The organism is Azospirillum sp. ST 5-10 (genome assembly GCF_051225715.1).
Lineage (GTDB): Bacteria > Pseudomonadota > Alphaproteobacteria > Azospirillales > Azospirillaceae > Azospirillum.
This window is the reverse complement of sequence record NZ_JBPJSP010000008.1, coordinates 70702-96118: the sequence shown is the minus strand read 5'-3', so window position 1 is coordinate 96118 and position 25417 is coordinate 70702. Positions and strand designations below refer to the sequence as shown.

The following is a 25417-nucleotide window of genomic DNA, read 5'->3' as shown; positions in this document are numbered from 1 at the left end:
AGGCCGAGGTCTTTGCGCAACTGCGCGAGACCGGAGCGAACATGTCGGCGAGCACGCAACGTATTTCCCAGGCGTCGGAGGTGGCGCGGTCGGTGACGGACCGCGCGCGCCAGGAAGTGAGCTCGTCGCACGACCAGGTGCAGCAGTCGCTGTCCGACATCCACGGGCTGGTGGCGGCGGTCGGCGGCATGGAGACGCAGATCGCCGGCCTGCGCGAGGCGCTGGAACGCGTCGGCAGGGTCGCCAAGGAGATCTACGCCATCGCCAAGCAGACCAATCTGCTGGCGCTGAACGCGACGATCGAGGCGGCGCGCGCCGGCGAGGCGGGCCGCGGCTTCGCCGTGGTGGCGGGCGAGGTGAAGGCGCTGTCGACCAAGACCTCCGAGGCGACGGCGGAGATCGACGCCACGCTGAAGTACCTGAACGAGCAGGCGCAGCGGCTGATGATCGAAAGCTCCGCCAGCGCCACCAAGGCGCGCGCCGTCAGCGAAGGGACGTCGGCCATCGGCCAGGTCATCGACACCGTCGGCCGGGCGATGGCCGAACTGCACGGCGAGACCGACAAGATCGACCGCGCGTCGGCGGACATCGCCGGCAACTGCGGCGACCTCGAACGGGAGATCGCCGACCTGGCGGCCGGCGTCCAACTCTCCGACGAGAACCTGGCGCAGGCGCGCGACCGCATCAACAACCTGCTCGGCATGGGCGAGCGGCTGATCGGCATCACCGCCGAACTCGACGTCGAAACCGTCGACACGCCCTACATCCGCAAGGCGCGTAACGCGGCCGCCGCCGTCTCCGCCGCGTTCGAGGACGCGCTGGCCCGCGGCGAACTGTCGGAAAGCGACCTGTTCGACCGCAACTACCAGCCGATCCCCGGAACCGATCCGCAGCAGGTGATGGCCCGCTTCACCGCCTTCTGCGACCGTGTCCTGCCGCCGATCCAGGAACCGGCTCTCGACGGCGACGACCGTTTGGTGTTCTGCGTGGCGGTCGACACCAACGGCTATCTGCCAACCCACAACAAGGCGTTCAGCCAGCCCCAGGGCCGGGATCCGGTGTGGAACGCCGCCCACTGCCGCAACCGCCGCGTCTTCAACGACCGTGTCGGGCTGGCGGCTGGGCGCAACGTCAAGCCCTTTCTCCTGCAGACCTACCGCCGCGACATGGGCGGCGGCAAGTACACGCTGATGAAGGACGTTTCGGCGCCCATCATGGTGCGCGGCCGCCACTGGGGCGGTCTGCGCGTCGCCTACCGGGTGTGAGCCGGCCGGGTGTGAGCCGGCCGCCCCCGCCGCGGCTGCGCCGCGGCGGGGGGTCGCGGTGTCACTCCACCCGGACGGCGGTGCCGTTGACCGACACCATGAGCATGCCGTTCTCCTTGCCCAGCACCTCGTAGTCCAGGTCGATGCCGACGACCGCGTTGGCGCCGCGCGCCTGCGCGGCGTCCGTCAGGTCGGCGAAGGCCGCTTCGCGGGCGTCGCGCAGCGCGTTCTGGTAGCCGCCGGCGCGGCCGCCGATGATGTCGCGGATGCCGGAGAAGAGGTCGCGGAAGACATTGACGCCGAGGATCGCTTCGCCGGTGACGACGCCGAGATATTCGACGATGCGGCGGCCTTCGACGGACTCGGTGGTGGTGACCAGCATGGGGCGCCTCCTTGGGGATGGACGATGCTGCAGATGGGGGTGTGGCGCGGAAGGGGCAAGCCGTCCGCACGGGCACCCACCCTTTGGCGCCGGTGAAACGGGTCGCAAAGTCCTTGCCGCCGCGATATGGTATCGACGCAAAACCGACCGACGGAAGGGGTTTGATGACGCTGCGTCGATCCGAATCCTTCGGATACCTCGTCAGCTTTCTCAGCCGGTTGCTCGCGCGCGCTCTGGAACGTCGTGTGCAGCCGCTCGGCCTGCACTCGGGACAATTGCCGGCGCTTCTCTGCCTGTGGGAGCGCGAAGGCGTGAGCCAGGCCGAGCTGTGCCGTCTCGTCCAGGTCGAGCAGCCGACCATGGCCAACACCCTGAACCGCATGGAGCGCCACGGCCTGATCCGCCGCGAGGCGGATCCGGCGGACCGCCGCCGCGCGCTGATCTTCCTGACCGAGCGCGCCCGCGCCCTCGAAGAACGGGTGGTGGCCGAGGCCGCCGCCGTCAACGCCGTGGCGGCCGGCAGCCTGAGCGAGGCGGAGCGGGCGCAGCTCCGCGGCCTTCTCGGCCGCCTCATCGCCAACCTGGAGCGCGACCTGGGGAATTAGCGGCCGCCCCCGACATGCGCAATCGCACCCTTGCCGGCACACCTGCTTCCATGCCCAACGTCGTGCTTGCGAATTCGCATCGTTCCGGCATTCTCCCAATCGATCGGGGAGACGGGGGACGGCATGGACGGGACGCGGCGGGCGCTGCTGCGCTGGATGACCGGCGTGATGGAGGCGCGCGGCTGGAGCGCCCGGGCGTGGGCGCAGGCGGCCGGGGTCACGGCGAGCAACCTCACGCGCTTTCTGCACGATCCCGCCGGCGGCAGCCTGCCGGGAACGGACACCATCGGCCGGCTGGCCCGGACCGCCGGCTGCGAGCCGCGCTTCCTCGACGACGGCCTGTTCCCGCCGCTGTGCCGCGTGCCGGTGCTGACCCTGGCGCAGGTCCTGGACATGCTGCGGCTCGGCCGCCGCGCCGCCGAGGTCTACCTCGCCGATCGGCTGCGCGACGGCGGCGCCTGCGTGGCGGTCGACCGGCCCTCCTCGCCCCGCGCCTTCGCCCTGTGCGTCGGCTCGCGCAGCCTGAACGCCGCCGGTGTCCTGCCGGAGGACCGCGTCGTTCTCGAGCCGCTCGACCTGCTGACGCCGCGGGCCGGCGACGTGGTGGTCACGGTGCATGGCGACGCCGTGTGCGGCTACCGGTACTACCCGCCCCATCTGGTGCCGGTGTCCACCGATCCGGAGTGCTGCCCCACCGCCATCGACGGCGCCCATGTCGCCGGGGTCGCGGTCCAGGTCGTCCGTCCGCTGCGCGGGTGAGCGGGGCCGCCGCGCGGTCCGCCCGTCATGCGCCGGCGCGGCGGCGGATCAGGTCGGCCAGCGCCGGATGGCGGCCGACCGCCGGCGTCAGCCACAGCCGCCGCCCGGCGTGCGGCGTGCCGTCCAGCCCGCCGCCTCCGGCACGGAGCAGGGCGGGCAGGTCGTCGTCCTCGTGATGGCCGCCCGACAGGAAGAAGGGCACCACCACCACCGCCTCCCGTGCCGTCACCGAACGCCACGCGTCGGCGGTCGGCGCCTCGCTGAGGAAGAGGACGCCGGTCTCCCCGTAGCGCCCGGCCAGCGCCGCCGCGACACCCCGCGTCGCCGCGGCGCTCTCGCCCGACTTCGAGCTGCCGTGGCCGGCCACCAGCACCGCCACCGCGGCCGGGTCGAGCCCGGCGCCGGCGATCGCGGCGTCGGCGAGGTCGGCGGCGAGGCCGGGGATCTCGGGATCGCGGCCGAGCGGCGGGAGCACCCGCAGGGCGAGGTCGCCGCGGTCCGCCTCGGCGAGGCGCCGGTGCAGGACGGTCCGGGCGATGTGCCCGTCGGTGGTCAGCAGCGGCATCACCACGACGGCGCCCGCCGGGAGCCGGCCCAGCGCCTCGGCCGGGGAGGGCGGCTGCAGGCCGAACGCGGCCTCCACCGCGGCGAACGCGCCGGTCGCCCGCAGCGCGGCGGCGAGCGTCTCGGCGATGGCGCCGCCGGCGCCGTCGGACGTGCCGTGGGCGAACAGGAGAAGGGAGGGCTTGGTCGTCATCGGGCGATCCCCGGGGGCGGTGCTGCCCTTCCAAGTGGCCCCGCGCCGCCCTTTTGGCGAGGCCGCTCCGCCACGACGGGCTTGAACGATTGGCGCTCCCTAACAGATTGCCTGTCTCGGGTCCGGACTCCGCCGGCCTTGCCGGTTCCGGCGGTCCGGGTCAACATGCGGGCCGGACCTCCGCGCCTCGCCAATCCGACGGGGCGAGCCGTCTGAAGCCCCCGGCGGATCGGCTCGGAACGGTCCCGTGTCGCGGACGTGAACAAGAAGGAACACCCATGCTGACCCTCGCGCAGGTCGAGAACCAAGTCTATGTCAACGGCCAGCTCCAGGAGACGGACTTCGCCGAGCTGGCCCGCCAGGGCGTCAAGACGGTCATCAACAACCGCCCCGACGGCGAGGACGCCGCCCAGATCCCGCACGCCCGCGCCGCCGAACTGGCCGCCGAGCACGGCTTGGAATACCATTACATCCCGGTCGGCCGCACGCCGCTGACCCTGGAGATGGTGGACGAGTTCGCCCGCATCCTGAAGGAGTCGCCGCGCCCCATCGTCGCCTATTGCCGGTCCGGCCAGCGCTCCAGCACGCTGCATTCCTACGCCCGGGCCCGCATGATGGAGCAGGGCTGACCCGTTCCGTCGGGGACTCCGCGCGGGGAGGCGGGACGGCCGTGCCGCTCCGCGCCGCGGCGGGTCGAAGGAGCGAGCGGCGATGACTGTCAAGGACCCCGGGAAGCGATGACCAAGAGCACCGAACACCCCTTCGCCCAGTATGTCCGCATCCTCGGCAAGGGCCCGACCCTCTCGCGCTCGCTCACCGAGGAGGAGACCTATGCCGCCGTCTCGATGATCCTGCGCGGCGAGGTCGAGCCGATCCAGCTCGGCGCCTTCCTCTGCCTGATCCGCGTCAAGACGGAGACGCCGGAGGAACTGGCCGGCTTCGCCCGCGCGGCCCGCGACAGTCTGTCGCTGCCGGCCGACCCGCCGCTCGTCGACCTGGACTGGCCGAGCTACGCCGGCAAGTCGCGGCGCCTGCCCTGGTTCCTGTTGTCGGCGCTGCTGCTGGCGGAGAACGGCGTCCGCGTCTTCATGCACGGCACCGAGGGGCACACCGCCGGCCGCCTGTTCACCGGCGCCGCGCTGGAGGCTCTCGGCGTCCCGGTCGCCCGCAGCCTGGACGAGGCCGCGGCCCATCTGGCGGCCCGCCGCTTCGCCTATCTGCGCCTTGCCGACATGGCGCCCAAGCTGCACGGGATCGTCGGCCTGAAGGCGGTGCTTGGCCTGCGCAATCCGATGCACACGGTGGCGCGGATGCTCAACCCGTTCGGCGCGCCCTGCCAGATGGTGGGGGTCGCCCATCCCCCCTACCGGGAGGCGCACCAGAAGGCCGCGGCCCTCATCGGCCAGCCCAACCTCGCCGTCTTCAAGGGGGAGGGCGGGGAAGCCGAGCGGCGTCCGGAAAAGCCCTGCGAGGTCTTCACCCTGGCCGACGGGGCGCTGGGCTCCGAGGTGTGGCCGCCGTTCGCCCGCACGACCACGGTGCGCCACGACGACGAACTGGACGCCGGCCGCCTCGGGGCGGTGTGGAACGGCTCGATGGCCGATGCCGAGGCGGTCGACGTCGTCGTCGCCACCGCGGCGGTCGCCCTCAAGACCCTGGGCCGCGCGCGCAGCCACGCCGAGGCGGAGACGCTGGCCGCCGAACTCTGGCGCAACCGCGACACCGCCGCCCTCGCCGGGGCCGCATAGCGCCCCGGACGCCCTGTCGTGCGAGGTCCGCGCGGATCGTCTCGACCGCGCCGGGCGCCCCGCGCTGCGCCGGTCAGTGCCGGCGCTGCCAGGAATCGCCGACCTTCTCGTAGGTGTGGCGCACGGCGGCCCAGGCGATCCGGCGGGCCAGTTCCGTGCGGTGGAGGCGGGAGCGGTCGGGCGAGTCGGCGCAGACCCGCCAGGCCCGGTTGAAGGCGTAGCGGTAGACGTCCTGGGCGCCTTCGGGCAACAGGGACTTCACCGATTCCGGCAGTTCGGCGTTGCTGGGGTAGGGCATCGGCGCATCCTCCGCGCGATCTTCTTGTTTGTGGGCAGCCTACTCCAAACACCCACCCCCGGGTATAAGCCTTTTGCAATGGAAGGGCCCGCCGGCGGCCCACCCGCCATGCGCGCCGCGGGCATGAAAAAACCCTCCCCCGCGGCGGTGCGGGGGAGGGGCGGTGGCTCGGGCGGCGGCGGGCTTCCGCCGCCGCCGCATCACGGCGTGCGGCGTGCGGCGCGGTGGGCGGGGATCGGGATCGGCCGGGCGACCTGCTCCTCGCGGCGGCTGGCCGACATGTCGATCTCGATGCGCGCCAGCGCCTTGCGCAATTCGTGCACGGCGTCGGCCAGCGGCTGTATGCTGTTCTCGCCGGGCTGCTGCCGCCACGTGCGATAGGCGGCGAGGCAGGTCCGCGCCGTCTCGCGCAGGCGCGCCTCGACGGCGTCCACCGGCGGGGTCGGCTCGCCGCGCGCCGCGCGCGGTGCCGGCTGGGCCGATGCGGCGGCCGGGCCGCCCTCCGGAGCCTCCGCCGCCGGGGGTGCGGCGGGCGGCGCCGGCGGGGCCGGTGGCTCGCTGCGGCCGGGGGCTTCGCCGCGGGGCGGCCGTTCGCCGCGCAACTGGTCGGCGCGCAGCGTGCCGCGCGGGGCGTCCGCCTTCGGCCGGACGGGCGCCGGTGCCGGGGCGGGCGTGGGGGTGGGTGCCGCTTCCGCGACGGCGGGCGCCGGCTCGGCGGCCGGGGGCTGTGGCGTCGGAGCCGCCACCTCCGCCGCCGCAGGCGGCGTCGGGGCCGCGGCGTCGGCATCCGGCGTCTCCGTCGCCGCGTCCTCGGTGATTTGGCCTTCCGCCTCGTCCGGTGCCGCGCCGGTCGCTCCCGCCTTGCGGACGATGTAGGAGATCGCGCTCGGCGTGCATTCGAATTCGCGCGCGATGGCCGAGAGCGTTGCGCCGGAACGGTACCGTTCGAGAATGCGCGGCCACGCCGATTGCGGAATGCGGCCGCGGCGCTTCGGGGATTCCGTTTCGGTGCCGGTTTCTGCGTTCATAATGTCGCTCGGTTGCCAAAGTGAATTTTGCGTCATTCGACAGATGCCCGTGGGAGATCGCACACTTCCGTCGCCGCGCCGCAACGGAGATACGGCGGGACCCGGTGAATCGCTGAGCTGGCGGCGATGATTTTCTGTGCGGATCAATATCGGCGTCCGGGCCGCAAAATACCAGCATAAGTTTGCCGGGAAAAGCGATTTTGTATGCGGTGGCTGGACGGCGGGTGGTCGCGGCCGGCCCCTGTCCATTGGCGGCGGTGACGGCGCCTTGCTGGAACGATGAGCACGATCACCGGACTGCGCGGCCCAGGACGTTCGACATTTTAAAAACTACCGCAATGGTGGTCCCTCTTTCAAAAAGCCACGCCCGCCGTCACCACGCCGAGATCGTTCGGGAACGCCGGATTGACTTGCGCGTTTCGTTTCCGTCACGCTCACGCCTCGCCGGAGGTTGCCCCATGCCGCACGTTCCCGTTCCCCGTCGGCGCCGCCTTGGCCGCTGCCTGCGGATTTTCGCCGTCGCGACGGCGCTGGCCGTCCCACCGGCTCTTCCCGCCGCCGCGCAGGGGGCCATGGCGAGGCCCCAGTCCTTCGCCGACATGGCGGAGAAGCAACTGCAGACGGTCGTGAACATTTCCACGAAGGCGCGGGCCCCGCAGCGCGGGCCGGCGCTGCCCGACGCGCCGGCCTTCCCGCCGGGCTCGCCGTTCGAGGACTTCTTCCGCAATTTCCAGGGCGAGGGACCGGAGGCCGAGCCGGAGCCGGTGACCGCGCTCGGCTCCGGTTTCATCATCGACGCCGGCGGCTTCGTCGTCACCAACAACCACGTGATCGCCGAGGCCGAGGAGGTGTCCGTCATTCTGCACGACGGCCGCACCCTCAAGGCCGAAGTCGTCGGCGCCGACGAGGCGACCGATCTCGCGGTGCTGAAGGTGGAGTCGCAAGCGCCCCTGCCGTCCGCCGCGTGGGGCGACAGCGCCGCGGTGCGGGTGGGCGACTGGGTGGTCGCCATCGGCAATCCCTTCGGGCTGGGCGGCACGGTGACGGCCGGCATCCTGTCGGCGCGCGCCCGCGACATCCAGCAGGGCCCGTACGACGAGTATCTGCAGACCGACACCGCGATCAACCGCGGCAACTCCGGCGGTCCCCTTTTCAACGTCGACGGCGAGGTGATCGGCATCAACACGGCGATCTTCTCGCCCACCGGCGGCTCGGTCGGCATCGGCTTCGCCGTGCCGTCCTCGGTCGCCCGCCCGATCGTCGAGCAGCTCAAGGAGAACGGCGAGGTGCGGCGTGGCTGGCTCGGTGTGCGGGTCCAGTCGATCAGCCCGGACATCGCCGAGAGCCTGGGAGTGGAGGCCGAGAGCGGCGCCCTCGTCACCAACGTCGATCCGCGCGGACCGGCCGCGGCGGCCGGGCTGGCGCAGGGCGACATCGTCACCGCCTTCGGCGACACGACGATCGGCAACATGCGCGACCTGCCGCGGGCGGTCGCCAAGACCCCCATCGGCAACACCGTCGCGGTGCAGGTCCTGCGCAACGGCGAGCGCCGCACCCTGGAGGTGACCATCGGCGAGCTGCGGCCCGAGGACATCATGGCGACCGCCGGCTCCAGCGATCCGCAGCCGCTGCGCCCGCAAGGGTCGCAGGAGGTGCTGGGACTCCGCCTGGCGCCGATGACGCCCGATCTGCGCGACACCTTCGCCATCGCTCCCGAGGTCGACGGCGTCGTGGTGACCGAGGTGGCGCCCGACAGCCCGGCGGCGGAGCGCGGCATCGAGGCGGGCGACGTCATCGTCGAAGCCGGGCAGGAGCGGGTGATCCGCCCGGAGGACGTGCGCGCCCACGTCGACGAGGCCCGCGCGGGCGACCAGCGGACCGTGCTGGTCCAGGTGAACCGCGGCGGCGAGGCGCACTTCGTGCCGCTCCCCGTGGACGGGCGAGGGTGATGCCCAAGGAGCTGACGCACATCCTGTTCGCCGACAGCGTTCGCGACGCCGTGCCCCGGCCGGCGTCGCCATGGACCGCCGACCTGCATTTCGGCGCCATCGCCCCGGACGTCTTCTATTACGGCCTGCCGGTGCCGGGCGGCGGCCCGACCCTCTATGCCTGGGGCGAGCGGCTGCACGGCGACGGCGGCGAGGACACCGGGGCGGTGCCCGCCGCCCTCCTGGAGCGCGTGGCGGCGCTGCCCGGCGGCGAGGCCCGCGACCGCCGCGCCGCCTTCCTCTGCGGCTTCCTCACCCACATGGCGCTGGACATCGCCTTCCACCCCTGGGTCAGCCACGTCGCCGGCGACGACGGCGAGGCGACGGCCCGGCATCTGCTGGTGGAGAGCTGGCTCGATCTGCTGATGGTGCGCCGCGCCGGGCTCGCCATCGAACGCTGGCGCCCGCTCGACGCCGTGCGCGCCAACGCGGCCTCGAACCGCGCCGCCCTGCGCCTGCTCGCCGCCGCCGCGGCCGCGGCATGGGACGGCGACGAGGCCGCCCTGCGCCGCGGCCTGCTCTGGCAGTACCGGGTGCAGATGACCCTCACCCGCCTGTTCCCGCGGCCGGCGGCGGCCCGCGCCGCCGCCCTGGCCGACCGCGCGGCGGCCGGCGCGCTGCGGGAGCGGGTGGCGCTGTTCTACCCCGTCGAGCGCGATGCCGTGCCGGAGGCGCTCTTCGCCTTCGCCGATTTCGTCCATCCCGTCACCGGGGCGGTGGTGGAGGGCGGGCTGGCCGGGCGCTGGCAGGCCGCGCGGGACCTCGCCACCGCCTTCCTCGGCGCCGTGGGGGACGCCCTGGAGGGGAGGGCGGGGACGGCGTGGCTGTCGGCGGTGATCGGCGGGCGCAGCCTCACCACCGGCCTGCCCGACTGCCCCGTCTCCCGCGCCCGTCATTTCGATCCGGTGGCGATGGCGCCCTTGTGGCGCTACGGCACGGCCTGAGCCGCGGCTCCTTCTTTTCCCCTATCGTTCCCGTGGCGGCGGCGGTATTTTGCCGGCCGTTTGGGCTAAGGGACATCCCCCGTGACACTGCTGTCGGCAGACCGGGAGCCGATGCGGCTGTCGGTCGTCATCCCGGTCTTCAACGAGGCCGAAAACGTCATTCCCCTCCTCGACGAGGTCGAGGCGGCGCTGGCCGGGCACGGGCCCTTCGAGGTCGTGTTCGTCGACGACGGCTCCACCGACGACACGGTGGCGCGCCTGGCGGGGCGGGTCGCCGCGTCGGCCGGCCGTCGCGACGCCGTACGCGTCGTCCGCCACCTCCAGCGGTCGGGGCAGAGCGCGGCCGTGCGTACGGGAGCGAAGGCGGCGCGGGGGGCGTGGATCGCCACTCTCGACGGCGACGGCCAGAACGATCCCGCCGACATCCCCGCCCTGATCGCCCGCGCCGGCGAGGCCGATCACCCGCTGCTGGTCGGCGGCCTGCGCCGCACGCGGCGCGACACCTGGTCGAAGCGGGCGGCCTCGCGGTTCGCCAACGGCCTGCGGCAGGCGATGCTCAAGGACGGCTGCGCCGACACCGGCTGCGGGCTGAAGCTGTTCCGCCGCGACGCCTTCCTCGACCTGCCGTACTTCGGGGCCATGCACCGCTTTCTGCCGGCACTGTTCCGCGCCCACGGACACCCCGTCGCCTATGTCCCGGTGAACCATCGGCCGCGCCAGCGCGGCACCTCCAAGTACACCAATCTGCGGCGCGGCCTGATCGGCGTCGTCGACCTGCTCGGCGTCTACTGGCTGAAGCGCCGCACCCAGCTCTCGCCCGCGGTGGAGGAGCGCTGAGGCGCTCCCCCCGCCCTTTGGGAACCGTCCTCTCCATGATCGACGCCCTCGTCACCTGGTTCAACGAGCGCAGCACCACGGAACTCGTGTGGATCGCGCTGGGCTTCTTCGCGCAGTTGCTGTTCATGATGCGCTTCGTGGTCCAGTGGATCGCCAGCGAGCGCGCCCGCCGCAGCATCGTGCCGGAACTGTTCTGGTACTTCAGCCTCGGCGGCGGCGTGCTGCTGCTGGCCTACTCCATCCACCGCGCCGATCCCGTGTTCATGCTGGGCCAGGCGCTCGGCCTGATCATCTACGCCCGCAACCTGTACTTCATCTGGGCCGGCAAGCGGGAGGACGCCCGCCAGGCGGGAGCGGAGCCCGGCCGGCCGTGAGCGTGCCCGACCGCCTCTCGCCCGGCGCCTACCTGCTGCTGGCGGTGCTCAGCCTGGCCCTGTTCCTGCCGGGTTTCACGGTGCTGCCGCCCTTCGACCGCGACGAGGCGCGCTTCGCCCAGGCCTCCTTCCAGATGCTGGAGAGCGGCGACCTCGTCGACATCCGCTTCCAGGACGAGCCGCGCCACAAGAAGCCGGCCGGCATCTACTGGCTGCAGGCCGGCGCCACGGCGCTGGTGCAGGGGCTCGACGGGGCGGTCGGCAAGGCGGTGTGGACCTACCGCATCCCGTCCCTGGCGGGAGCCCTGCTGGCGGTCCTGCTGACCGCCTGGGCCGGGAGCCGCCTGTTCGGCGCCACCGCCGGCGCGCTCGCCGGGGTGATGATGGCGGGCTGCGTGGTGCTCGGCGTCGAGGCGCGGATGGCCAAGACCGACGCCGTCCTGCTGGCCTGCATCGTCGCCGCCCAGGGGGCGCTGGCGGCGCTCTATCTCGGACGCGCCCGTCCGGCCGGCGGCTGGGGTCTGCCGGCGCTGTTCTGGGTGGCCCAGGGTGTGGGCATCCTCGTCAAGGGCCCGATCGCACCGCTGGTGTCGGGACTGACGGTGCTGGCGCTGCTGGCCTGGGACCGCCGCGGCGGCTGGCTCGCGCGCCTGCGGCCGCTGGCCGGCCTCGCCATCGTCGCCGCCATCGCGCTGCCCTGGCTGGTCGCCATCGCCGTGCAGACCAAGGGGGCCTTCTTCGCCGCCTCGGTCGGCCACGACATGCTGGGCAAGGTGGCCGGCGGGCAGGAGGGCAAGGGGCTGCCGCCCGGCTACTATCTCGCCACCGTCTGGATCACCTTCGCCCCCTGGGCCTTCCTGGCGCTGCTGGCGGTGCCGTGGGTCTGGCGCAACCGGCGGCACGACGCGGTGCGCTTCTGCCTGGCCTGGATCGTGCCGGCGTGGCTGGTCTTCGAGGCGGTGCCGACCAAGCTGCTGCACTACACCTTGCCGGTCTTTCCCGCCGTCGCCGCCCTGACGGCGCGGGCCGCGCTCGACCATTTCGACCGGTCCGCCGGGCGGCCGCGACGGGGCCTCTTCGCGGTCGCCGCCGTCCTCGGTCTGGCCGGTGTCGTCGGTCTGGCGGCGACGGTGGCGGTGGTGCCGTGGCTGGTCGATGGGCGCGTCGACTCGCGGGCGGTCGCCGTGGTGCCGGTGGTGCTGGTGCTGTTCGTCTGGGCGCTCCGCGCCGCGTGGCGCCGCGCCGAGCGGACGGCGGCGGCGGCGGCCCTGGCGGCGGCTTCCGTGCTGTACGCGGTGACGTACGCCTTCGTCCTGCCGGCCGTCGACGGCGTCTGGACCAGCCGCGAAGTGGCGCGGGCGGTCGCCCGGGTGGAGCGCTGTCCCGACCCGGTGGTCGCCTCGGCCGGCTACAACGAGCCGAGCCTGGTCTTCCTGCTGGGAACCGGGACCCGGCTCGGCTCCGGCGAGCAGGCGGCGGCCCACCTGCGCGGCGGCACCGACTGCGCCCTGGCGCTGGTCGAGGGGCGGTTCGAGGAGGCCTTCCGGCAGGCCCTCGGCGACACGGCCGCGGTGCCGCTCGCCACGGTGCGCGGCTTCAACTACAACAACGGCCGGCGGCTGGCGCTCACCCTGTACGCGCCGGCCCGGTGAGGCGCCTCACGCCGCCGAGGCGTCGGCGCGCGAGATGCGGCGGATGAAGTTCGCCGCCGCCCGCAGCACGGTCGGCTGCTGGTCGCGGTGGGGCGAGTGGCGGCAGTTGGGCAGCACCAGGGTCTCCACCGGCCCCGACACCTGGCGGGCGATGGCGTCGACCTGGGCCAGCGTGCCGTACTCGTCGTCCTCGCCCTGGATGACGAGGACGGGGGCGGTGATGCCCGGCAGGTACTCCTCGATGTTCCAGGAGCGGAATTCCGGCGACAGCCAGATGCCGGACCAGGCGTCGAACAGGCCCTCGGCGTCGTCGTGGTGGCGGGACAGCCGTTCCGGCAGGTCCGAGGCGTTCCAGACCTCCACCGCCGTCTCGATGCCGGTGATCGAGACGTCCTCGACGAAGACGTGGGGCGCCTCCAGGACCAGCCCGCGCACCGGACGGCCGGAACCGCCGGCGTAGATCAGCGCGATCGAGCCGCCGTCGCTGTGGCCGATCAGGATCGGGTCGCGGATCATGAAGTGGTCGAGGACCTGCGGCAGCACCTCCAGTGCCTCGCGGTGCTGGTAATCGACGCCCCGCGTCCCCTCGGCCGGGTCGGACCGGCCGTGCCCGGCGCGGCCGTAGATCAGCACCGGCGACCCGGTGGCCGCGGCCACCTTGTCGGGAAAGTCCCGCCAGAGCGACACGGAGCCCAGCCCTTCGTGCAGGAACACCAGCGTGGGAGCCGCGGCATCGCCGGGAATCCAGCGGCTTTCGAGGCGGCGATTCTGGATGCGGAACGTCATGCAACGCCCCTTAGCAAGGAGGATGGGGTCTCGGCAAGACGCTCGTCGCGAAACGGCGGTAACGAGGACGCGCCGCGGTGCCGCACCGACGGTACTCCGGCCGCACCCTTGCCGGCCGGGCGGCGGTCCGCTCCAATCGGCCGGGACGTCGTCGCACCCCGTCACCAGGAGACCGCCGATGCCGCCGATCCGCACACTCGCCGTCGTGGCCGCCGTGCTGCTGCCCTGCGCCGGGCCGGCCGCCGCCCAGTCCTTCCTGTCGTCGCGCGCGCAGCCCGGCGACGCGGCCGGGGCGGCGGCGCAGCCGCGCGGCGGCAACCACTGGAACGCCCTCGGCGGCGCGGACGAGTTCCGCGCCGGCAGCCGCCGCTACGGCACCGACGTCGGCCGCCACCACTATTCGCAGACCCGCTCGCTGGGCCTCGGCGGCGGCGGTGGCGACGAAGCCCCGCCGCGGGCGGGGGCGCCGCGCGACACGCCGACCGGCTTCGGCCGCTGAAGGCCGCCGGGGCGGCCGCCCCGTCCCCATGCCCTCTCAGGCGGGCTCGTCCGCCGGCCACAGCCACGCCGCGCCGCGCACGCCGCTGGAATCGCCGTGGGTGGCGCGGCGGATCGGCGTGTCGACGCGGTCCGAGAAGGCCCAGCGCTCGACCAGCGGCGGCAGGGCGTCGTAGAGGAACGCGACGTTGGACAGGCCGCCGCCCAGCACCACCACGTCGGGATCGAGCACGCCGACCACGGTGGCGAGGCCGCGGGCGATGCGGTCCGCCAGCCGCTCCAGCGACGCCCGCGCCGCGGCGTCGCCGGCGGCGGCGCGGGCGACGATCGTCTCGGCCGGCAGGGGCTGGCCGGTCGCCGCGGCATGGTCGGCCGCGAAGCCGGGCCCCGACACGAAGGTCTCCAGGCAGCCGCGCTTGCCGCAGTAGCAGGCGGGGCCCGGCCGCTCGTCGTCGCGCGGCCAGGGCAGGGGATTGTGCCCCCATTCGCCGGCGACCCCGTTGCGGCCGGCGAGCGGCCGGCCGTCGACGACGATCCCGGCGCCGCAGCCGGTGCCGAGGATGGCCGCGAACACGACGCGGGCGCCGGCGGCGGCGCCGTCGGCCGCCTCCGACACGGCGAGGCAGTTGGCGTCGTTCGCGATCCGCACCGGCCGGCCGAGGGCGGCGGCGAGGTCGCGGTCGAGCGGCCGGCCGATCAGCCAGGTGGAGTTGGCGTTCTTCACCAGGCCGTTGTGCGGCGAGACGATGCCGGGGATGCCGACGCCGACGCGGGCGCTCCCCACCGCGCCGGCGCCGCCGGCCTCCTCCTCCAGGGCGGCCACCAGGCCGGCGATGGTGCGCACGGTCGCCGCGTAGTCGCCGCGCGGCGACGCCACGCGGCGCCGGGCCAGCGCGCCGCCGCGCGGGTCCAGCGCGATTCCCTCGGTCTTGGTGCCGCCGAGATCGATGCCGATGCGGATCATGGACGCCCTGCCGGATCGTGTTCTCCGCCCAGGAATAGCCGCCCGCGGGGGCGGCCGTCTCGCGGCAGATTTGCAACGGCGCACGGCGAACGGCGGCCGCGCGGCGGATTCGGGTTGACCGAGTCCGCCCATCTTGTAGAACCCCGAAATGGGTAGGCGGCGTGGCCGAGGCCGGCGTCGACCGCCCCGCGAAGCCGCCGTCACCGCAGTCGGAGAACACGATGAATCGCGAGCGCGCCGCCCACGCCCGTTTCGCCCCCGCCCGCATGCTCCGGTCGCTCGCCGCCGCCGTGACCGCGGTTTCGGTCCTCGGCCTCGCGCTTCCGGCCGCAGCCGCCGGCCGGCCTGCCTGCTACTCGCGCTCCGAGCACGCCGCCGAGCAGCTGATCCGCATGCACACCGAGCTGATGGTCATCGGCCTGACCTGCCAGAGCCTCGCCCCGGCCGCGAACCCGTTCGGCAAGTACCAGGACTTCACGGTCAAGAACCGCGCCCTCCTGTCGGCCCAGGAAGCGGTCATGATCAGCCACTTCAAGAAGCTCGGCGGCAACGCCACGCGCTCCTTCGACACCTTCCGCACGGAGCTGGCCAACGAGATCAGCCGGCGTGCCGCCATCGTCGGCAACCACGTCTATTGCTGGAACTACGTCGAACGCGCCAAGGCGGCGATCCAGCTCAGCCAGGCCGAGCTGAAGACGCTGACGTCCGACGAGAAGGACGCCGAGCTGATGCATCTCAGCTCCAAGCCGCTGTGCGACGTGAAGGTGGTCAGCAACCCCGATCCGGTCTACGAGGTCGCCGCCGTGCCCGCGGCCGCCGCCAAGCCGGACGCCAAGGCCAAGCCCGACGCCAAGGCCAAGACGGCGGCCGCCAAGCCGGACGCCAAGGCCAAGACCGCGGCGACCAAGCCGCCGGCCAAGCCGGCGGTGGAGAAGGCCTCGGCGAAGCCGTCGGCCAAGCCGCCGGCGAAGCCGACCTCGGACAAGGTGGCCGCCAACTTCCCGAAGTGAGCGGATCGCCGGCCGCGCCGTCGAAAGCCCCCCTTCCCCCCGGGAAGGGGGGCTTTCGATTCACGGGCCGGCACGGCGGTTCGCCGGCGCATGCCGCGCGTGCCGAGAACGCACGCCACGCGCCGCGGCGTACCGTGTAGGGATGGGAAACCTTCGTGTCTCCGGTACTTCCCCATGCCCAACGACACCGCCGCATCACCGCCGCCGATCAGGAGGGTCCGCGCCGACGCCGTGCGCGAGGCGCTCGGCCTGCCGTCGCTGGTGCTGTTCGCCAGCTACGTCGGTTTCGGTTCGCTGGTCCGCGAGAGCGGGCTCGGCCTGCCCGAGGGGCTGGTGTCGACGGCGACCGGCTGGGCCCTGCCGGGGCAGATGGCGCTGATCGAACTCTACGGGGTCGGCGCCTCGCTGCTGACCATCGCCCTGGCGGTGGCGCTCACCAACACGCGCCTGATGCCGATGGTGGTCACCCTGATGCCGCTGCTGCGCGGTGCCGGGGCGGCCCGCTGGTGCTACTACGCGCTGGCCCACTTCGTCGCCGTGACCTCCTGGGCCAACGGCATGCGCCGCCTGCCGGCGCTGGAGCCGAAGCTGCGCCTGGCGTGGTTCACCGCCTACGGCGTCACCCTGTGGACGACGACGATGGTCGGCACGGTGGTCGGCTTCTTCCTCACCGGGCTGGTGCCGCACCCGGTCACCCTCGGCCTGGTGTTCCTCAACCCCGTCTATTTCATGCTGCTGTTCGCGGTCGACCTGGCCGACCGTGCCAAGGCCCTGTCGCTCGGCTTGGGCGTGCTGCTCGGTCCCACCCTGCACCTGGTGAGCCCGGCCTACGGGCTGCTGGCGACCGGCCTGCTGGCCGGCACCCTGGCGTTCGCGGCCGACCGCGTCCTGGGCGGCCGCCAATGCCCGGAGCCCGGTGGCGGAGACGGCATCGGTGACTGATCCGGCGATCTGGATGGCGCTGGCCGGCGGCGCCGTCGTCACCTACGCGTCGCGCGCCCTCGGCGTCGCCCTGTCGGGGCGCATCGACCCCAACGGCGGCCTGTTCCGTTGGGTCGGCTGCGTCGCCTACGCCCTCCTGGCGGGGCTGGTGGCGCGCATGATCCTGCTGCCGGTCGGGCCTCTGCAGGCCACCGACCTCGGCGCGCGCGTGCTCGCCGCCGCCGCCGCGCTGGCCGCCTTCTGGCTGGCCGGCCGCAGCGTCCTCGCCGGCGTCACCGTGGGCACCGCCGCCCTCATCGGATTGGCGCAGAGCGGGGTGAGTCTCTTCTAGGAATTCCGGCGCGAGCCGGAATCGCGACAGATTCTTGTCGCGCGGCAAGGTCGCCGTGCAATCTTCCGGCGGTTGTCGCCGCGGCGGTGGTAATACCGCCGGCGCGTGGCTTTCCCCTCTTGCTCTGCCCGAACAGGGTGGGCTAACGTCCTGAAGGAAAATGAATGCAGCCCTGCGGTCCACGCATGGCTTCCGCCAGAACAGGGAGCGGGAAAAACGTGACCGGACTTCTCAACGGTCCCGACTGCCCAGCCTGCCCAAGCACGGCACGCTGACGCGGGGGCGGTGGATGGAATATTTCCTTCAGCAATTGATCAACGGGCTGACGCTCGGCGCCATATACGGCCTGATCGCCATCGGCTATACGATGGTCTACGGCATCATCGGCATGATCAACTTCGCCCACGGCGAAATTTACATGATCGGCGCTTTCGTTTCGGTCATCACCTTCTTGGTGATGGGGGCGCTGGGCATCACCTGGGTGCCGCTGGCGCTGGCCATGATGCTGGTCTGCGCCATGCTGTTCACCAGCGTCTACGGCTGGACGGTGGAGCGCATCGCCTACCGTCCCCTGCGCGGCTCGCAGCGGCTGGCGCCGCTGATCTCCGCCATCGGCATGTCGATCTTCCTGCAGAATTACGTCCAGGTCCTCCAGGGGGCCCGCGTGAAGCCGCTGCCGCCCATCGTCAGCGGCGGCTTCTCGGTGATGGAGCGGGCCGACGGCTTCGTCGTCTCGCTCAGCTACCTGCAGGTCTTCATCATGCTGCTGACGGTGGCGCTGATGTACGGCTTCACCCAGCTCATCCAGCGCACCGAGCTCGGCCGCGCCCAGCGCGCCTGCGAGCAGGACAAGGTGATGGCCGGCCTGCTTGGCGTCAACGTCGACCGCACGATCTCGCTGACCTTCGTCATGGGCGCCGCCCTGGCCGCCGTGGCGGGCATGATGGTGACCCTGTACTACGGCGTGATCGACTTCTACATCGGCTTCCTCGCCGGGGTGAAGGCGTTCACGGCGGCCGTGCTGGGCGGCATCGGTTCGCTGCCCGGGGCCATGCTGGGCGGCCTGTGCATCGGCCTGATCGAAGCCTTCTGGTCGGCGTACTTCACCACCGAGTACAAGGACGTGGCGGCGTTCTCGATCCTGGTCCTGGTGCTCATCTTCCGCCCGACCGGTCTGCTCGGCCGGCCGGAAATCGAGAAGGTGTAAGGCCATGACCGCGATCTCCCTCTCCGAAGGCCGCAGCCTCCCGTGGACGGCGGTGCTGCGCGACGCCGGCCTGGCGGCGCTGGTCGCCTTCCTCCTGACGGTTCCGCTGGTCGGCCTGCGCACGGTCGACCGCCCCACCGGCCTCGGCCTCGACCTGCGCTTCGACGAGGTGCTGGTGGCGGTGGCCCTCGTCTTCGTCGGCCGCCTCGGCCTCGGCCTGATCCGCGAGGGGCTGGCGCTGCCGGTGCTGGTGCTGGCGCTGGGGGCGGCCGCCTTCGGCGTCGTCGTCCCGCTGCCGACCGACGTGCTGGAGGTGATGCTGGTGGGCGGTGGCCTCGTCATCGCCCTGCGCGCCGCCATCTCGGCGGTCACCCACCGTTCCCGCCTCAGCCAGGCGGAGCGCGACAAGCGGATGGACGCGGTGGCCGCCAAGGTGCAGCACGCCTCGCGCTGGCTGGCGCCCGTCGGCATCCTGTTCGCCGTCGTCTTTCCCTTCCTGCCCTTCGCCGACCGCCAGCTGATCGACATCGGCATCCTGCTGCTGACCTACATCATGCTGGGCTGGGGCCTGAACATCGTGGTCGGCCTGGCCGGCCTGCTCGACCTCGGCTACGTCGCCTTCTACGCCGTCGGCGCCTACTCCTACGCGCTGCTCGCCCAGTATTTCGGGCTGAGCTTCTGGGCCTGCCTGCCGCTGGCCGGCCTGTTCGCCGCCCTGTCCGGCGTGCTGCTGGGCTTCCCGGTGCTGCGGCTGCGCGGCGACTACTTCGCCATCGTGACGCTCGGCTTCGGCGAGATCATCCGCATCATCCTGCTGAACTGGTACACCTTCACCGGCGGGCCGAACGGCATCATCGGCATTCCCCGCCCCAGCTTCTTCGGGCTGGCCGACTTCTCGCGCTCTCCGGCCGACGGCGTGCCGGCGTTCCACGAGATGTTCGGGCTGGAGTACAGCTCGCTGCAGCGCATCGTCTTCATGTACTACCTGATCCTGGCCCTGGCGCTGATCGTCAACCTGTTCACCCTGCGGGTGCGCAAGCTGCCGCTCGGGCGCGCCTGGGAGGCCCTGCGCGAGGACGACATCGCCAGCGCCTCGCTCGGCATCAACCGGACCAACGCCAAGCTGGCGGCCTTCGCCATCGCCGCCATGTTCGGCGGCTTCGCCGGCTCCTTCTTCGCCACCCGGCAGGGCTTCATCAGCCCGGAGAGCTTCACCTTCATCGAGTCCGCCATCATCCTCGCCATCGTCGTGCTGGGCGGCATGGGCAGCCAGATGGGGGTGGTGATCGCCACCTTCCTCGTCATCGGCCTGCCCGAGGTGTTCCGCGAGCTGGAGCAGTACCGCATGCTGGCCTTCGGCGCCGGCATGGTGCTGATCATGCTGTGGCGCCCGCGCGGCCTGCTGGCCCACCGCGACCCCACCGTGACCCTGGGACGAAAGCCGAAGACGCCGCCCGGCGAGGGCGCCGCCGCCGCGGGAGGCATGCCATGACCGCGTCGCGCGCGGACGAGACCCCGTTGCTGACCGTGGAGCACCTGACCATGCGCTTCGGCGGTCTGGTCGCGGTCAACGACGTGTCGTTCAACGCCATGAACCGGCACATCACCGCCATCATCGGCCCCAACGGCGCCGGCAAGACGACCCTGTTCAACTGCCTCACCGGCTTCTACAGCCCGACCGTGGGGCGCCTGGCGCTGCGCCATCCCGACGGCCGGGAGTACCTGCTGGAGCGGATGCCGGGCTACATCATCTCCAAGCGCGCGGCGGTGGCGCGCACCTTCCAGAACATCCGCCTGTTCGGCGGCATGAGCGTGCTCGAGAACCTGCTGGTCGCCCAGCACAACAAGCTGCAGAAGGCGTCGGGCTGGAGCATCGCCGGCCTGCTGGGCCTGCCCGGCTACCGCCACGCGGAGAAGCGGGCGATCGAGCTGGCGACCTACTGGCTGGACCGGGTGAAGCTCCTGGACTTCGCCGACTGGCAGGCCGGCAATCTTCCCTACGGCGCCCAGCGCCGCCTGGAGATCGCCCGGGCCATGTGCACCGAGCCGGTGCTCCTGTGCCTCGACGAGCCGGCCGCCGGCCTCAACCCCCGCGAATCGGCGGAGCTGGGCGATCTCCTCACCTTCATCCGCGACGAACACCGCATCGGCGTCCTGCTGATCGAGCACGACATGAGCGTCGTCATGAGCATTTCCGACCACATCGTGGTCCTCGACTACGGCAAGAAGATCTCCGACGGGACGCCCGAGATGGTCAAGAACGACCCCGCCGTCATCCGCGCCTATCTCGGCGAGGAGGAGGACGAGGAGCTGCCCGAGGTGGTCGCCCGCGACCTGGGGGCCCGCCCCAGCGGGCAGCACGCCGGGGAGGGGGCATGAGCACGCTTCTCAAGGTGTCGGGGGTCCACACCTACTACGGCTCCATCGAGGCGCTGAAGGGGGTCGACCTGGAGGTCGGGGCGGGCGAGATCGTCACCCTGATCGGCGCCAACGGCGCCGGCAAGTCGACCCTGCTGATGACCATCTGCGGCAACCCGCGGGCGCGCGCCGGCCGGGTGCTGTTCGAGGGTGAGGACATCACCGAGCGGCCGACCTACGAGATCATCCGCCGCGGCATCGCCCAGAGCCCGGAAGGGCGGCGGATCTTCCCGCGCATGACGGTGCTGGAGAACCTGCAGATGGGGGCCATCACGGCCAGGCCCGGCAGCTTCGACAGCGAGCTGGAGCGGGTGCTGACCCTGTTCCCCCGCCTCAAGGAGCGCATCGGCCAGCGCGCCGGCACCATGTCCGGCGGCGAGCAGCAGATGCTCGCCATCGGCCGCGCCCTGATGAGCCAGCCCCGCCTGCTGCTGCTGGACGAGCCGTCGCTCGGCCTGGCGCCGCTGGTGGTGCGGCAGATCTTCGAGGTGATCAAGGACATCAACCGCGAACAGAAGATGACCATCTTCATGGTGGAGCAGAACGCCTACCACGCGCTCAAGCTGGCGCACCGCGCCTACGTCATGGTCACCGGCAAGATCACCATGAGCGGCACCGGGGAGCAGCTCCTGGCCGATCCCGAGGTGCGGGCCGCCTACCTCGAGGGAGGGCATTGATGGACGGCGTGCTCGGATCGTCGCTGGGCGTCTTCGTCTTCATGACGGTCTTGCTGTTCGGCGGCTGCGCCGTGCTGACCGGCCAGTCGTTGGCGGAGGGCTGGAAGCCGGCCCACCAGGTCTACGCCTACTCGCTGCTGCTCGGGCTGGGCGACCGGTTCCTCGTCTACGCCCTGTTCGGCGGCGAACTGCTGTCGCTCTACGGCTTCGTCGTCCACACCGTGGTGATCGGCATCATCGCCGTCGTCGCCTACCGCATGGCGCGGGCGCGGCGGATGGTCGGGCAGTATCCCTGGCTGTACGAGCGCGCCGGCCCCTTCGGCTGGCGCGAGCGGTCGGGGGCGGACCTTGCGCAGTAGGCGGGCGCCGTCCCGGGGCCGGCCTTGGGAATAGGCCGATGGGGCGCTTGTCGCATCCTCGGCCCTACGGAGTATACTCGGTTCCAATCACCGCCGCGGCGATCCGGGAGACGGCCGCGGCGGGGACGCCCCGGAGGATCCGGAGCGGCCGCACCCTCAGCACGCGACCACATCCAAAGCAGGGAGCAACAACAACCATGGCATTCAAGCACACCCTCCTCGCCGCCGCTGCCCTGACGGCGTTCGGCGCCTCGGTCGCCAAGGCCGACATCGGCGTCGCCACCGCCGGGCCGATCACCGGCCAGTACGCCACCTTCGGCGAGCAGATGCAGAAGGGCATCGAGATGGCGGTGAAGGACATCAACGCCGCCGGTGGCCTGCTCGGCGAGAAGCTGAAGCTCCATGTCGGCGACGACGCCTGCGATCCCAAGCAGGCGGTGGCCGTCGCCAACCAGCTCGCCCAGGACGGCGTCAAGTTCGTCGCCGGTCACTTCTGCTCCAGCTCGTCGATCCCGGCCAGCCAGGTCTACAACGAGGAGGGCGTCCTGCAGATGTCGCCGGCCTCGACCAACCCGACGCTCACCGAGCAGGGCTTCGACAACGTGTTCCGCGTCTGCGGCCGCGACGACCAGCAGGGCAAGGTGGCCGGCGCCTATCTGGCGGAGACCTACAAGGGCAAGAGCATCGCCATCCTCCACGACAAGACCGCCTACGGCAAGGGCCTGGCCGACGAGACCAAGAAGGCCCTGAACGCCGCCGGCGTGAACGAGAAGCTGTTCGAAGCCTACAACCCCGGTGAGAAGGACTACTCGGCGGTCGTCTCCAAGCTGAAGCAGGAGAACGTCGACGTCGTCTACGTCGGCGGCTACCACACGGAGGCCGGCCTGATGGCGCGCCAGATGGCCGAGCAGGGGATGAGCACCAAGATCGTCTCCGGCGACGCGCTGGTCACCAACGAGTACTGGGCCATCACCGGCAATGCCGGCGAGGGCACGATGATGACCTTCGGTCCCGACCCGCGCCAGAAGGCCGAGGCGAAGGCGGTGGTCGAGAAGTTCCGCGCTGCCGGCTACGAGCCGGAGGGCTACACCCTCTACACCTACGCCGCCATGCAGGCCTACGCCGAGGCGGTGAAGAAGGCCAACTCCACCGACATGGACAAGGTGATCGAGCAGCTCCGCAAGAACGAGTTCGACACCGTCATCGGCAAGCTCGCCTTCGACGACAAGGGCGACGTGACGACCCCGGCGTACGTCTGGTACCGCTGGCACGACGGCCAGTACGCCGAAGTGAAGTAAGGCCCGGTCCGCGCCCGGCGCGGCGCCGGCCGGCGCCGCGTCGGGGCGGCCGATCGCGGGCCCGGCGGGAGACCGCCGGGCCCGTCGGCGTCAGCCGGGCACGATCGGCCCGGACGCGATCGGCCGGGGCGCGGTCAGCCGGCCGGTTCGCCGCCGAGCTGCGGCACCCGCCTGCGGTCGCCGGTGCCGGTCAGCATGTGGGAAGCGCGGACGGCGGCGTCGTCCACCAGCGCCCCGGCCGTCGCCCGCTCGGCCAGCAGGCGCTCCGAGGTGTGGAGGACGTCGCGCCAGAAGGCGGCGGCCCGCAGGTTGTTGGCGGCGGTCAGTTCCACCAGGCGCACCCGGCTGATTCGCGTGGCGACCTCACCCATCTCCTCGACCAGGCGAGTCGCCAGCAGAAGCACGTCATGATCGATCTTCATGGCGCAAGGAACGTTCCTGGCGGTGCCTGGTTCCGTCGCCGCGCCGGCTTTGCCGCGGTGCAAAAGAGGGAGCGGCGCGCCCGGCGCTGTGGCCGCGCCGCTACAAACCCCCGTGGCCGGGGTCCTACCCAAAACGGACACTCGCCATGGGCGGCTCAATTGGTGTTTCAATGCCCCTCCGACCGGGCGGCGCCGTTGCGGCGGTGCCGGCGCGTCGGAACCGGGGGTCTGGAGAGTGGTCATGCGCAGGAAGCGCGAAGTCGTCGAAGGGCACATGTTTCGCAAGCTCGGCCCCGGCGGTGGGGTCTGGCAGGTCGTCGCCGTACGCAAGGACGCCCTTGGGACGCAGCACGCGCAGATGAGGCGGGCCGACGACCCGCTGACGTGGAAGACGCTGGCCGTCGCCACGCTGCTCGACCCCCACGAGTTCGAATGGGTCGGCGACGGGCACCAGGCCGAAGCCTGAGGTGCGACCTCCCGGGCGCGGCGTCTCGGCCGGCCGACCTTGGGATCGCGATATGCCGGTAGGCCCCGTCGCCCTTGACGTCGTCATTCCCTGCCTCGACGCCGCCGCCGGGCTCCCGGCGGCGCTGGCCGCGCTCGCGGCGGAGGACCGGGAGGGCGACGTGCGGGTCGTCGTCGCCGACGGCGGTTCGCGGGACGGCAGCGCGGCGGTCGCCCGCGCCGCCGGGGCGGCGGTGGTGACGGCGCCGCGCGGCCGCGGGCCGCAACTGGCGGCCGGCGCCGCGGTGGGGGCCGCGCCGTGGCTCCTCTTCCTGCACGCCGACACGCGGCTCGGCGCCGGCTGGCGGGCCACCGTGGCGCGTTTCGCCGGCGATCCCGCCAACGCCCGCCGGGCCGGCTATTTCCGCCTGCGGTTCGACAGCCCGGCGCCGGCGGCGCGGCGGCTGGAGCGGCTGGTGGCGTGGCGGTGCCGGGCCTTCGGCCTGCCCTACGGCGACCAGGGGCTGCTGATCGCCCGCCCGTTCTACGAGGCGCTGGGCGGATACCGGCCGCTGCCGCTGATGGAGGACGTCGACCTCGTCCGCCGGATCGGCCGCCGCCGGCTGGTCCCCCTGGCGGCCGAGGCGGTGACCTCGGCCGTTCGTTACGAGCGCGACGGCTGGCTGCGGCGGCCGGCGCGCAACCTGCTGTGCCTGTCGCTCTACGCCGCCGGCGTGCCGCCGGCGCTGATCCGGCGGATCTACGGGTGAGGCGCCGGCACCTCGTGGTGTTCGCCCGGCAGCCGCGGCTCGGCCGGGTCAAGCGCCGCTTGGCCGCTGGGATCGGCGCCGTGGCGGCGCTGCGCTTCTACCGCTCGACGCTGGCCCGCCTGCTGCGCCGCGTCGCCCGGGACGGCCGCTGGACCCTGTGGCTGGTGGTCGCGCCCGATGGCGCCGCCGGCCCGCGCGGCTGGCCGGCGGAGGCGGCGCGCGCCCGCTTCCGCCCGCAGGGCCGGGGCGACCTCGGGGCGCGCATGGCGCGCGCCCTGCGCACGCTGCCGCCCGGGCCGGCGGTGCTGGTGGGCAGCGACATCCCGGACGTCGATGCGGCGCGGGTCGCCGCCGGCTTCCGCGCGCTCGGCCGCGCCGCCTACGTCTTCGGTCCGGCGGAGGACGGCGGCTATTGGCTGGTCGGCGCGCGCCGGGTCGCGGCGCTGCCGGCCGGGCTGTTCCGCGGCGTGCGCTGGTCGACGGAGCACGCGCTCGCCGACACCTTGGCGACCCTGCCGCGCGGCGCTTCGGTCGGCTTCGCCGACCGGCTGGCCGACGTCGACGACGCGGTGGCGCTAAGCAGGTTTTCCGCACTCCGCCCACGGTGGGGCGGGCTCGGAAAACCTGCAAAACCATAGAGTCCGCAAGTCTGCC

30 protein-coding genes are annotated in these 25417 nt (G+C 72.5%); 23 read left to right on the top strand and 7 right to left on the bottom strand.

Annotated elements, in window-relative coordinates; all coding sequences use genetic code 11:
• Window positions 1-41: 41 nt before the first annotated feature.
• Window positions 42-1265 carry a methyl-accepting chemotaxis protein gene (locus ACSBPG_RS11740; protein ID WP_435537346.1) on the top strand — a complete coding sequence of 408 codons (1224 nt, stop codon included), beginning with the start codon at window positions 42-44 and terminating at the stop codon, window positions 1263-1265.
• Window positions 1266-1326: 61 nt separating this feature from the next.
• Here the strand turns inward: ACSBPG_RS11740 and ACSBPG_RS11735 are convergent, their stop codons facing one another.
• Window positions 1327-1647, bottom strand: coding sequence for a heavy metal-binding domain-containing protein (locus ACSBPG_RS11735; protein ID WP_435537345.1), 321 nt, complete (start codon window positions 1645-1647; stop codon window positions 1327-1329).
• 164 nt (window positions 1648-1811) lie between these two features.
• Between ACSBPG_RS11735 and ACSBPG_RS11730 the strand changes: the two genes are divergently transcribed.
• Window positions 1812-2252 carry a MarR family winged helix-turn-helix transcriptional regulator gene (locus ACSBPG_RS11730; protein WP_435537344.1) on the top strand — a complete coding sequence of 147 codons (441 nt, stop codon included), beginning with the start codon at window positions 1812-1814 and terminating at the stop codon, window positions 2250-2252.
• A gap of 123 nt (window positions 2253-2375) precedes the next feature.
• Window positions 2376-3011, top strand: coding sequence for an XRE family transcriptional regulator (locus ACSBPG_RS11725; protein WP_435537343.1), 636 nt, complete (start codon window positions 2376-2378; stop codon window positions 3009-3011).
• A gap of 25 nt (window positions 3012-3036) precedes the next feature.
• Here ACSBPG_RS11725 and ACSBPG_RS11720 read toward each other — a convergent pair whose 3' ends face one another.
• Window positions 3037-3768 carry a CbiX/SirB N-terminal domain-containing protein gene (locus ACSBPG_RS11720; protein ID WP_435537342.1) on the bottom strand — a complete coding sequence of 244 codons (732 nt, stop codon included), beginning with the start codon at window positions 3766-3768 and terminating at the stop codon, window positions 3037-3039.
• 278 nt (window positions 3769-4046) lie between these two features.
• On the opposite strand from ACSBPG_RS11720, the gene ACSBPG_RS11715 reads away from it, so the two are divergent.
• Together ACSBPG_RS11715 and ACSBPG_RS11710 are read left to right on the top strand one after the other, a co-directional pair.
• Entirely contained in the window at window positions 4047-4397 is a 351-nt protein-coding gene (locus ACSBPG_RS11715; RefSeq protein ID WP_435537341.1) for a TIGR01244 family sulfur transferase, read from the top strand.
• A 108-nt stretch (window positions 4398-4505) separates the two neighbouring features.
• Complete coding sequence (locus ACSBPG_RS11710) at window positions 4506-5516, top strand: glycosyl transferase family protein (protein ID WP_435537340.1); 1011 nt, start codon at window positions 4506-4508, stop codon at window positions 5514-5516.
• Between the two features lie 73 nt (window positions 5517-5589).
• Here ACSBPG_RS11710 and ACSBPG_RS11705 read toward each other — a convergent pair whose 3' ends face one another.
• On the bottom strand, window positions 5590-5814 hold the full coding sequence (locus tag ACSBPG_RS11705; RefSeq protein WP_435537339.1) for a ChaB family protein: 225 nt from the start codon (window positions 5812-5814) through the stop codon (window positions 5590-5592).
• A 200-nt stretch (window positions 5815-6014) separates the two neighbouring features.
• On the bottom strand, window positions 6015-6989 hold the full coding sequence (locus ACSBPG_RS11700; protein WP_435537338.1) for a hypothetical protein: 975 nt from the start codon (window positions 6987-6989) through the stop codon (window positions 6015-6017).
• Between the two features lie 425 nt (window positions 6990-7414).
• On the opposite strand from ACSBPG_RS11700, the gene ACSBPG_RS11695 reads away from it, so the two are divergent.
• From ACSBPG_RS11695 to ACSBPG_RS11675, 5 genes are all read left to right on the top strand, one after another.
• Complete coding sequence (locus tag ACSBPG_RS11695) at window positions 7415-8791, top strand: DegQ family serine endoprotease (RefSeq protein ID WP_435537337.1); 1377 nt, start codon at window positions 7415-7417, stop codon at window positions 8789-8791.
• On the top strand, window positions 8791-9774 hold the full coding sequence (locus tag ACSBPG_RS11690; protein WP_435537336.1) for a zinc dependent phospholipase C family protein: 984 nt from the start codon (window positions 8791-8793) through the stop codon (window positions 9772-9774). The genes ACSBPG_RS11695 and ACSBPG_RS11690 overlap by 1 nt, the downstream gene beginning before the upstream one ends.
• A gap of 111 nt (window positions 9775-9885) precedes the next feature.
• Window positions 9886-10611, top strand: a complete 726-nt coding sequence (locus tag ACSBPG_RS11685) for a glycosyltransferase family 2 protein (RefSeq protein WP_435537448.1) — start codon at window positions 9886-9888, stop codon at window positions 10609-10611.
• 35 nt (window positions 10612-10646) lie between these two features.
• Window positions 10647-10985: a lipid-A-disaccharide synthase N-terminal domain-containing protein gene (locus tag ACSBPG_RS11680; protein ID WP_435537335.1), complete on the top strand. Its 339-nt coding sequence runs from the start codon at window positions 10647-10649 to the stop codon at window positions 10983-10985.
• Window positions 10982-12637, top strand: a complete 1656-nt coding sequence (locus ACSBPG_RS11675) for an ArnT family glycosyltransferase (RefSeq protein ID WP_435537334.1) — start codon at window positions 10982-10984, stop codon at window positions 12635-12637. Before ACSBPG_RS11680 ends, ACSBPG_RS11675 begins: the two co-directional genes overlap by 4 nt.
• Before the next feature lie 6 nt (window positions 12638-12643).
• Here the strand turns inward: ACSBPG_RS11675 and ACSBPG_RS11670 are convergent, their stop codons facing one another.
• Window positions 12644-13423 (bottom strand): alpha/beta fold hydrolase, encoded by a 780-nt coding sequence (locus ACSBPG_RS11670; RefSeq protein WP_435537333.1) that lies wholly within the window; start codon window positions 13421-13423, stop codon window positions 12644-12646.
• A gap of 178 nt (window positions 13424-13601) precedes the next feature.
• On the opposite strand from ACSBPG_RS11670, the gene ACSBPG_RS11665 reads away from it, so the two are divergent.
• A complete protein-coding gene (locus tag ACSBPG_RS11665; RefSeq protein WP_435537332.1) occupies window positions 13602-13922 on the top strand; it encodes a hypothetical protein in 321 nt (106 codons plus the stop codon).
• 36 nt (window positions 13923-13958) lie between these two features.
• Here the strand turns inward: ACSBPG_RS11665 and ACSBPG_RS11660 are convergent, their stop codons facing one another.
• Window positions 13959-14885 (bottom strand): ROK family protein, encoded by a 927-nt coding sequence (locus ACSBPG_RS11660; protein WP_435537331.1) that lies wholly within the window; start codon window positions 14883-14885, stop codon window positions 13959-13961.
• 221 nt (window positions 14886-15106) lie between these two features.
• Here ACSBPG_RS11660 and ACSBPG_RS11655 point away from each other — a divergent pair, with 221 nt between their 5' ends.
• The 9 genes from ACSBPG_RS11655 to ACSBPG_RS11615 all read left to right on the top strand — a co-directional run bounded on the left by ACSBPG_RS11655 (window position 15107) and on the right by ACSBPG_RS11615 (window position 23127).
• Window positions 15107-15895, top strand: coding sequence for a hypothetical protein (locus ACSBPG_RS11655; RefSeq protein ID WP_435537330.1), 789 nt, complete (start codon window positions 15107-15109; stop codon window positions 15893-15895).
• 174 nt (window positions 15896-16069) lie between these two features.
• The gene (locus tag ACSBPG_RS11650; RefSeq protein WP_435537329.1) at window positions 16070-16837 is read left to right on the top strand and encodes an AzlC family ABC transporter permease; all 768 of its coding nucleotides are present in this window, start codon (window positions 16070-16072) and stop codon (window positions 16835-16837) included.
• Entirely contained in the window at window positions 16830-17168 is a 339-nt protein-coding gene (locus ACSBPG_RS11645; RefSeq protein WP_435537328.1) for an AzlD domain-containing protein, read from the top strand. The genes ACSBPG_RS11650 and ACSBPG_RS11645 overlap by 8 nt, the downstream gene beginning before the upstream one ends.
• Before the next feature lie 289 nt (window positions 17169-17457).
• Complete coding sequence (locus ACSBPG_RS11640) at window positions 17458-18375, top strand: ABC transporter permease subunit (protein WP_435537327.1); 918 nt, start codon at window positions 17458-17460, stop codon at window positions 18373-18375.
• A 4-nt stretch (window positions 18376-18379) separates the two neighbouring features.
• Entirely contained in the window at window positions 18380-19867 is a 1488-nt protein-coding gene (gene livM / locus ACSBPG_RS11635; RefSeq protein WP_435537326.1) for a high-affinity branched-chain amino acid ABC transporter permease LivM, read from the top strand.
• Window positions 19864-20754, top strand: coding sequence for an ABC transporter ATP-binding protein (locus ACSBPG_RS11630; protein ID WP_435537325.1), 891 nt, complete (start codon window positions 19864-19866; stop codon window positions 20752-20754). Before livM ends, ACSBPG_RS11630 begins: the two co-directional genes overlap by 4 nt.
• A complete protein-coding gene (locus tag ACSBPG_RS11625; RefSeq protein WP_435537324.1) occupies window positions 20751-21470 on the top strand; it encodes an ABC transporter ATP-binding protein in 720 nt (239 codons plus the stop codon). Before ACSBPG_RS11630 ends, ACSBPG_RS11625 begins: the two co-directional genes overlap by 4 nt.
• Window positions 21470-21829: a DUF6867 family protein gene (locus ACSBPG_RS11620; protein ID WP_435537323.1), complete on the top strand. Its 360-nt coding sequence runs from the start codon at window positions 21470-21472 to the stop codon at window positions 21827-21829. The genes ACSBPG_RS11625 and ACSBPG_RS11620 overlap by 1 nt, the downstream gene beginning before the upstream one ends.
• 197 nt (window positions 21830-22026) lie before the next feature.
• Entirely contained in the window at window positions 22027-23127 is a 1101-nt protein-coding gene (locus tag ACSBPG_RS11615) for a branched-chain amino acid ABC transporter substrate-binding protein (protein ID WP_435537322.1), read from the top strand.
• Between the two features lie 134 nt (window positions 23128-23261).
• Here the strand turns inward: ACSBPG_RS11615 and ACSBPG_RS11610 are convergent, their stop codons facing one another.
• Window positions 23262-23549, bottom strand: a complete 288-nt coding sequence (locus ACSBPG_RS11610; protein WP_435537321.1) for a hypothetical protein — start codon at window positions 23547-23549, stop codon at window positions 23262-23264.
• Between the two features lie 274 nt (window positions 23550-23823).
• Here ACSBPG_RS11610 and ACSBPG_RS11605 point away from each other — a divergent pair, with 274 nt between their 5' ends.
• From ACSBPG_RS11605 to ACSBPG_RS11595, 3 genes are read left to right on the top strand one after another with little or no spacing between them, the layout of a single operon-like run.
• Complete coding sequence (locus ACSBPG_RS11605) at window positions 23824-24015, top strand: hypothetical protein (RefSeq protein ID WP_435537320.1); 192 nt, start codon at window positions 23824-23826, stop codon at window positions 24013-24015.
• A 52-nt stretch (window positions 24016-24067) separates the two neighbouring features.
• Complete coding sequence (locus ACSBPG_RS11600; RefSeq protein ID WP_435537319.1) at window positions 24068-24763, top strand: TIGR04283 family arsenosugar biosynthesis glycosyltransferase; 696 nt, start codon at window positions 24068-24070, stop codon at window positions 24761-24763.
• Entirely contained in the window at window positions 24760-25401 is a 642-nt protein-coding gene (locus ACSBPG_RS11595) for a TIGR04282 family arsenosugar biosynthesis glycosyltransferase (RefSeq protein WP_435537318.1), read from the top strand. The genes ACSBPG_RS11600 and ACSBPG_RS11595 overlap by 4 nt, the downstream gene beginning before the upstream one ends.
• Window positions 25402-25417 lie beyond the last annotated feature (16 nt).

Bases quoted from the DNA above. Each gene is read 5' to 3' on its own strand.
- ACSBPG_RS11740 (WP_435537346.1), top strand. From the start codon at position 42: ATGTCGGCGAGCACGCAACGTATTTCCCAGGCGTCGGAGGTGGCGCGG.
- ACSBPG_RS11735 (WP_435537345.1), bottom strand. From the start codon at position 1,647: ATGCTGGTCACCACCACCGAGTCCGTCGAAGGCCGCCGCATCGTCGAA.
- ACSBPG_RS11730 (WP_435537344.1), top strand. From the start codon at position 1,812: ATGACGCTGCGTCGATCCGAATCCTTCGGATACCTCGTCAGCTTTCTC.
- ACSBPG_RS11725 (WP_435537343.1), top strand. From the start codon at position 2,376: ATGGACGGGACGCGGCGGGCGCTGCTGCGCTGGATGACCGGCGTGATG.
- ACSBPG_RS11720 (WP_435537342.1), bottom strand. From the start codon at position 3,768: ATGACGACCAAGCCCTCCCTTCTCCTGTTCGCCCACGGCACGTCCGAC.
- ACSBPG_RS11715 (WP_435537341.1), top strand. From the start codon at position 4,047: ATGCTGACCCTCGCGCAGGTCGAGAACCAAGTCTATGTCAACGGCCAG.
- ACSBPG_RS11710 (WP_435537340.1), top strand. From the start codon at position 4,506: ATGACCAAGAGCACCGAACACCCCTTCGCCCAGTATGTCCGCATCCTC.
- ACSBPG_RS11705 (WP_435537339.1), bottom strand. From the start codon at position 5,814: ATGCCCTACCCCAGCAACGCCGAACTGCCGGAATCGGTGAAGTCCCTG.
- ACSBPG_RS11695 (WP_435537337.1), top strand. From the start codon at position 7,415: ATGGCGAGGCCCCAGTCCTTCGCCGACATGGCGGAGAAGCAACTGCAG.
- ACSBPG_RS11690 (WP_435537336.1), top strand. From the start codon at position 8,791: ATGCCCAAGGAGCTGACGCACATCCTGTTCGCCGACAGCGTTCGCGAC.
- ACSBPG_RS11685 (WP_435537448.1), top strand. From the start codon at position 9,886: ATGCGGCTGTCGGTCGTCATCCCGGTCTTCAACGAGGCCGAAAACGTC.
- ACSBPG_RS11680 (WP_435537335.1), top strand. From the start codon at position 10,647: ATGATCGACGCCCTCGTCACCTGGTTCAACGAGCGCAGCACCACGGAA.
- ACSBPG_RS11670 (WP_435537333.1), bottom strand. From the start codon at position 13,423: ATGACGTTCCGCATCCAGAATCGCCGCCTCGAAAGCCGCTGGATTCCC.
- ACSBPG_RS11665 (WP_435537332.1), top strand. From the start codon at position 13,602: ATGCCGCCGATCCGCACACTCGCCGTCGTGGCCGCCGTGCTGCTGCCC.
- ACSBPG_RS11660 (WP_435537331.1), bottom strand. From the start codon at position 14,885: ATGATCCGCATCGGCATCGATCTCGGCGGCACCAAGACCGAGGGAATC.
- ACSBPG_RS11655 (WP_435537330.1), top strand. From the start codon at position 15,107: ATGAATCGCGAGCGCGCCGCCCACGCCCGTTTCGCCCCCGCCCGCATG.
- ACSBPG_RS11650 (WP_435537329.1), top strand. From the start codon at position 16,070: ATGCCCAACGACACCGCCGCATCACCGCCGCCGATCAGGAGGGTCCGC.
- ACSBPG_RS11640 (WP_435537327.1), top strand. From the start codon at position 17,458: ATGGAATATTTCCTTCAGCAATTGATCAACGGGCTGACGCTCGGCGCC.
- livM (WP_435537326.1), top strand. From the start codon at position 18,380: ATGACCGCGATCTCCCTCTCCGAAGGCCGCAGCCTCCCGTGGACGGCG.
- ACSBPG_RS11630 (WP_435537325.1), top strand. From the start codon at position 19,864: ATGACCGCGTCGCGCGCGGACGAGACCCCGTTGCTGACCGTGGAGCAC.
- ACSBPG_RS11625 (WP_435537324.1), top strand. From the start codon at position 20,751: ATGAGCACGCTTCTCAAGGTGTCGGGGGTCCACACCTACTACGGCTCC.
- ACSBPG_RS11620 (WP_435537323.1), top strand. From the start codon at position 21,470: ATGGACGGCGTGCTCGGATCGTCGCTGGGCGTCTTCGTCTTCATGACG.
- ACSBPG_RS11615 (WP_435537322.1), top strand. From the start codon at position 22,027: ATGGCATTCAAGCACACCCTCCTCGCCGCCGCTGCCCTGACGGCGTTC.
- ACSBPG_RS11610 (WP_435537321.1), bottom strand. From the start codon at position 23,549: ATGAAGATCGATCATGACGTGCTTCTGCTGGCGACTCGCCTGGTCGAG.
- ACSBPG_RS11605 (WP_435537320.1), top strand. From the start codon at position 23,824: ATGTTTCGCAAGCTCGGCCCCGGCGGTGGGGTCTGGCAGGTCGTCGCC.
- ACSBPG_RS11600 (WP_435537319.1), top strand. From the start codon at position 24,068: ATGCCGGTAGGCCCCGTCGCCCTTGACGTCGTCATTCCCTGCCTCGAC.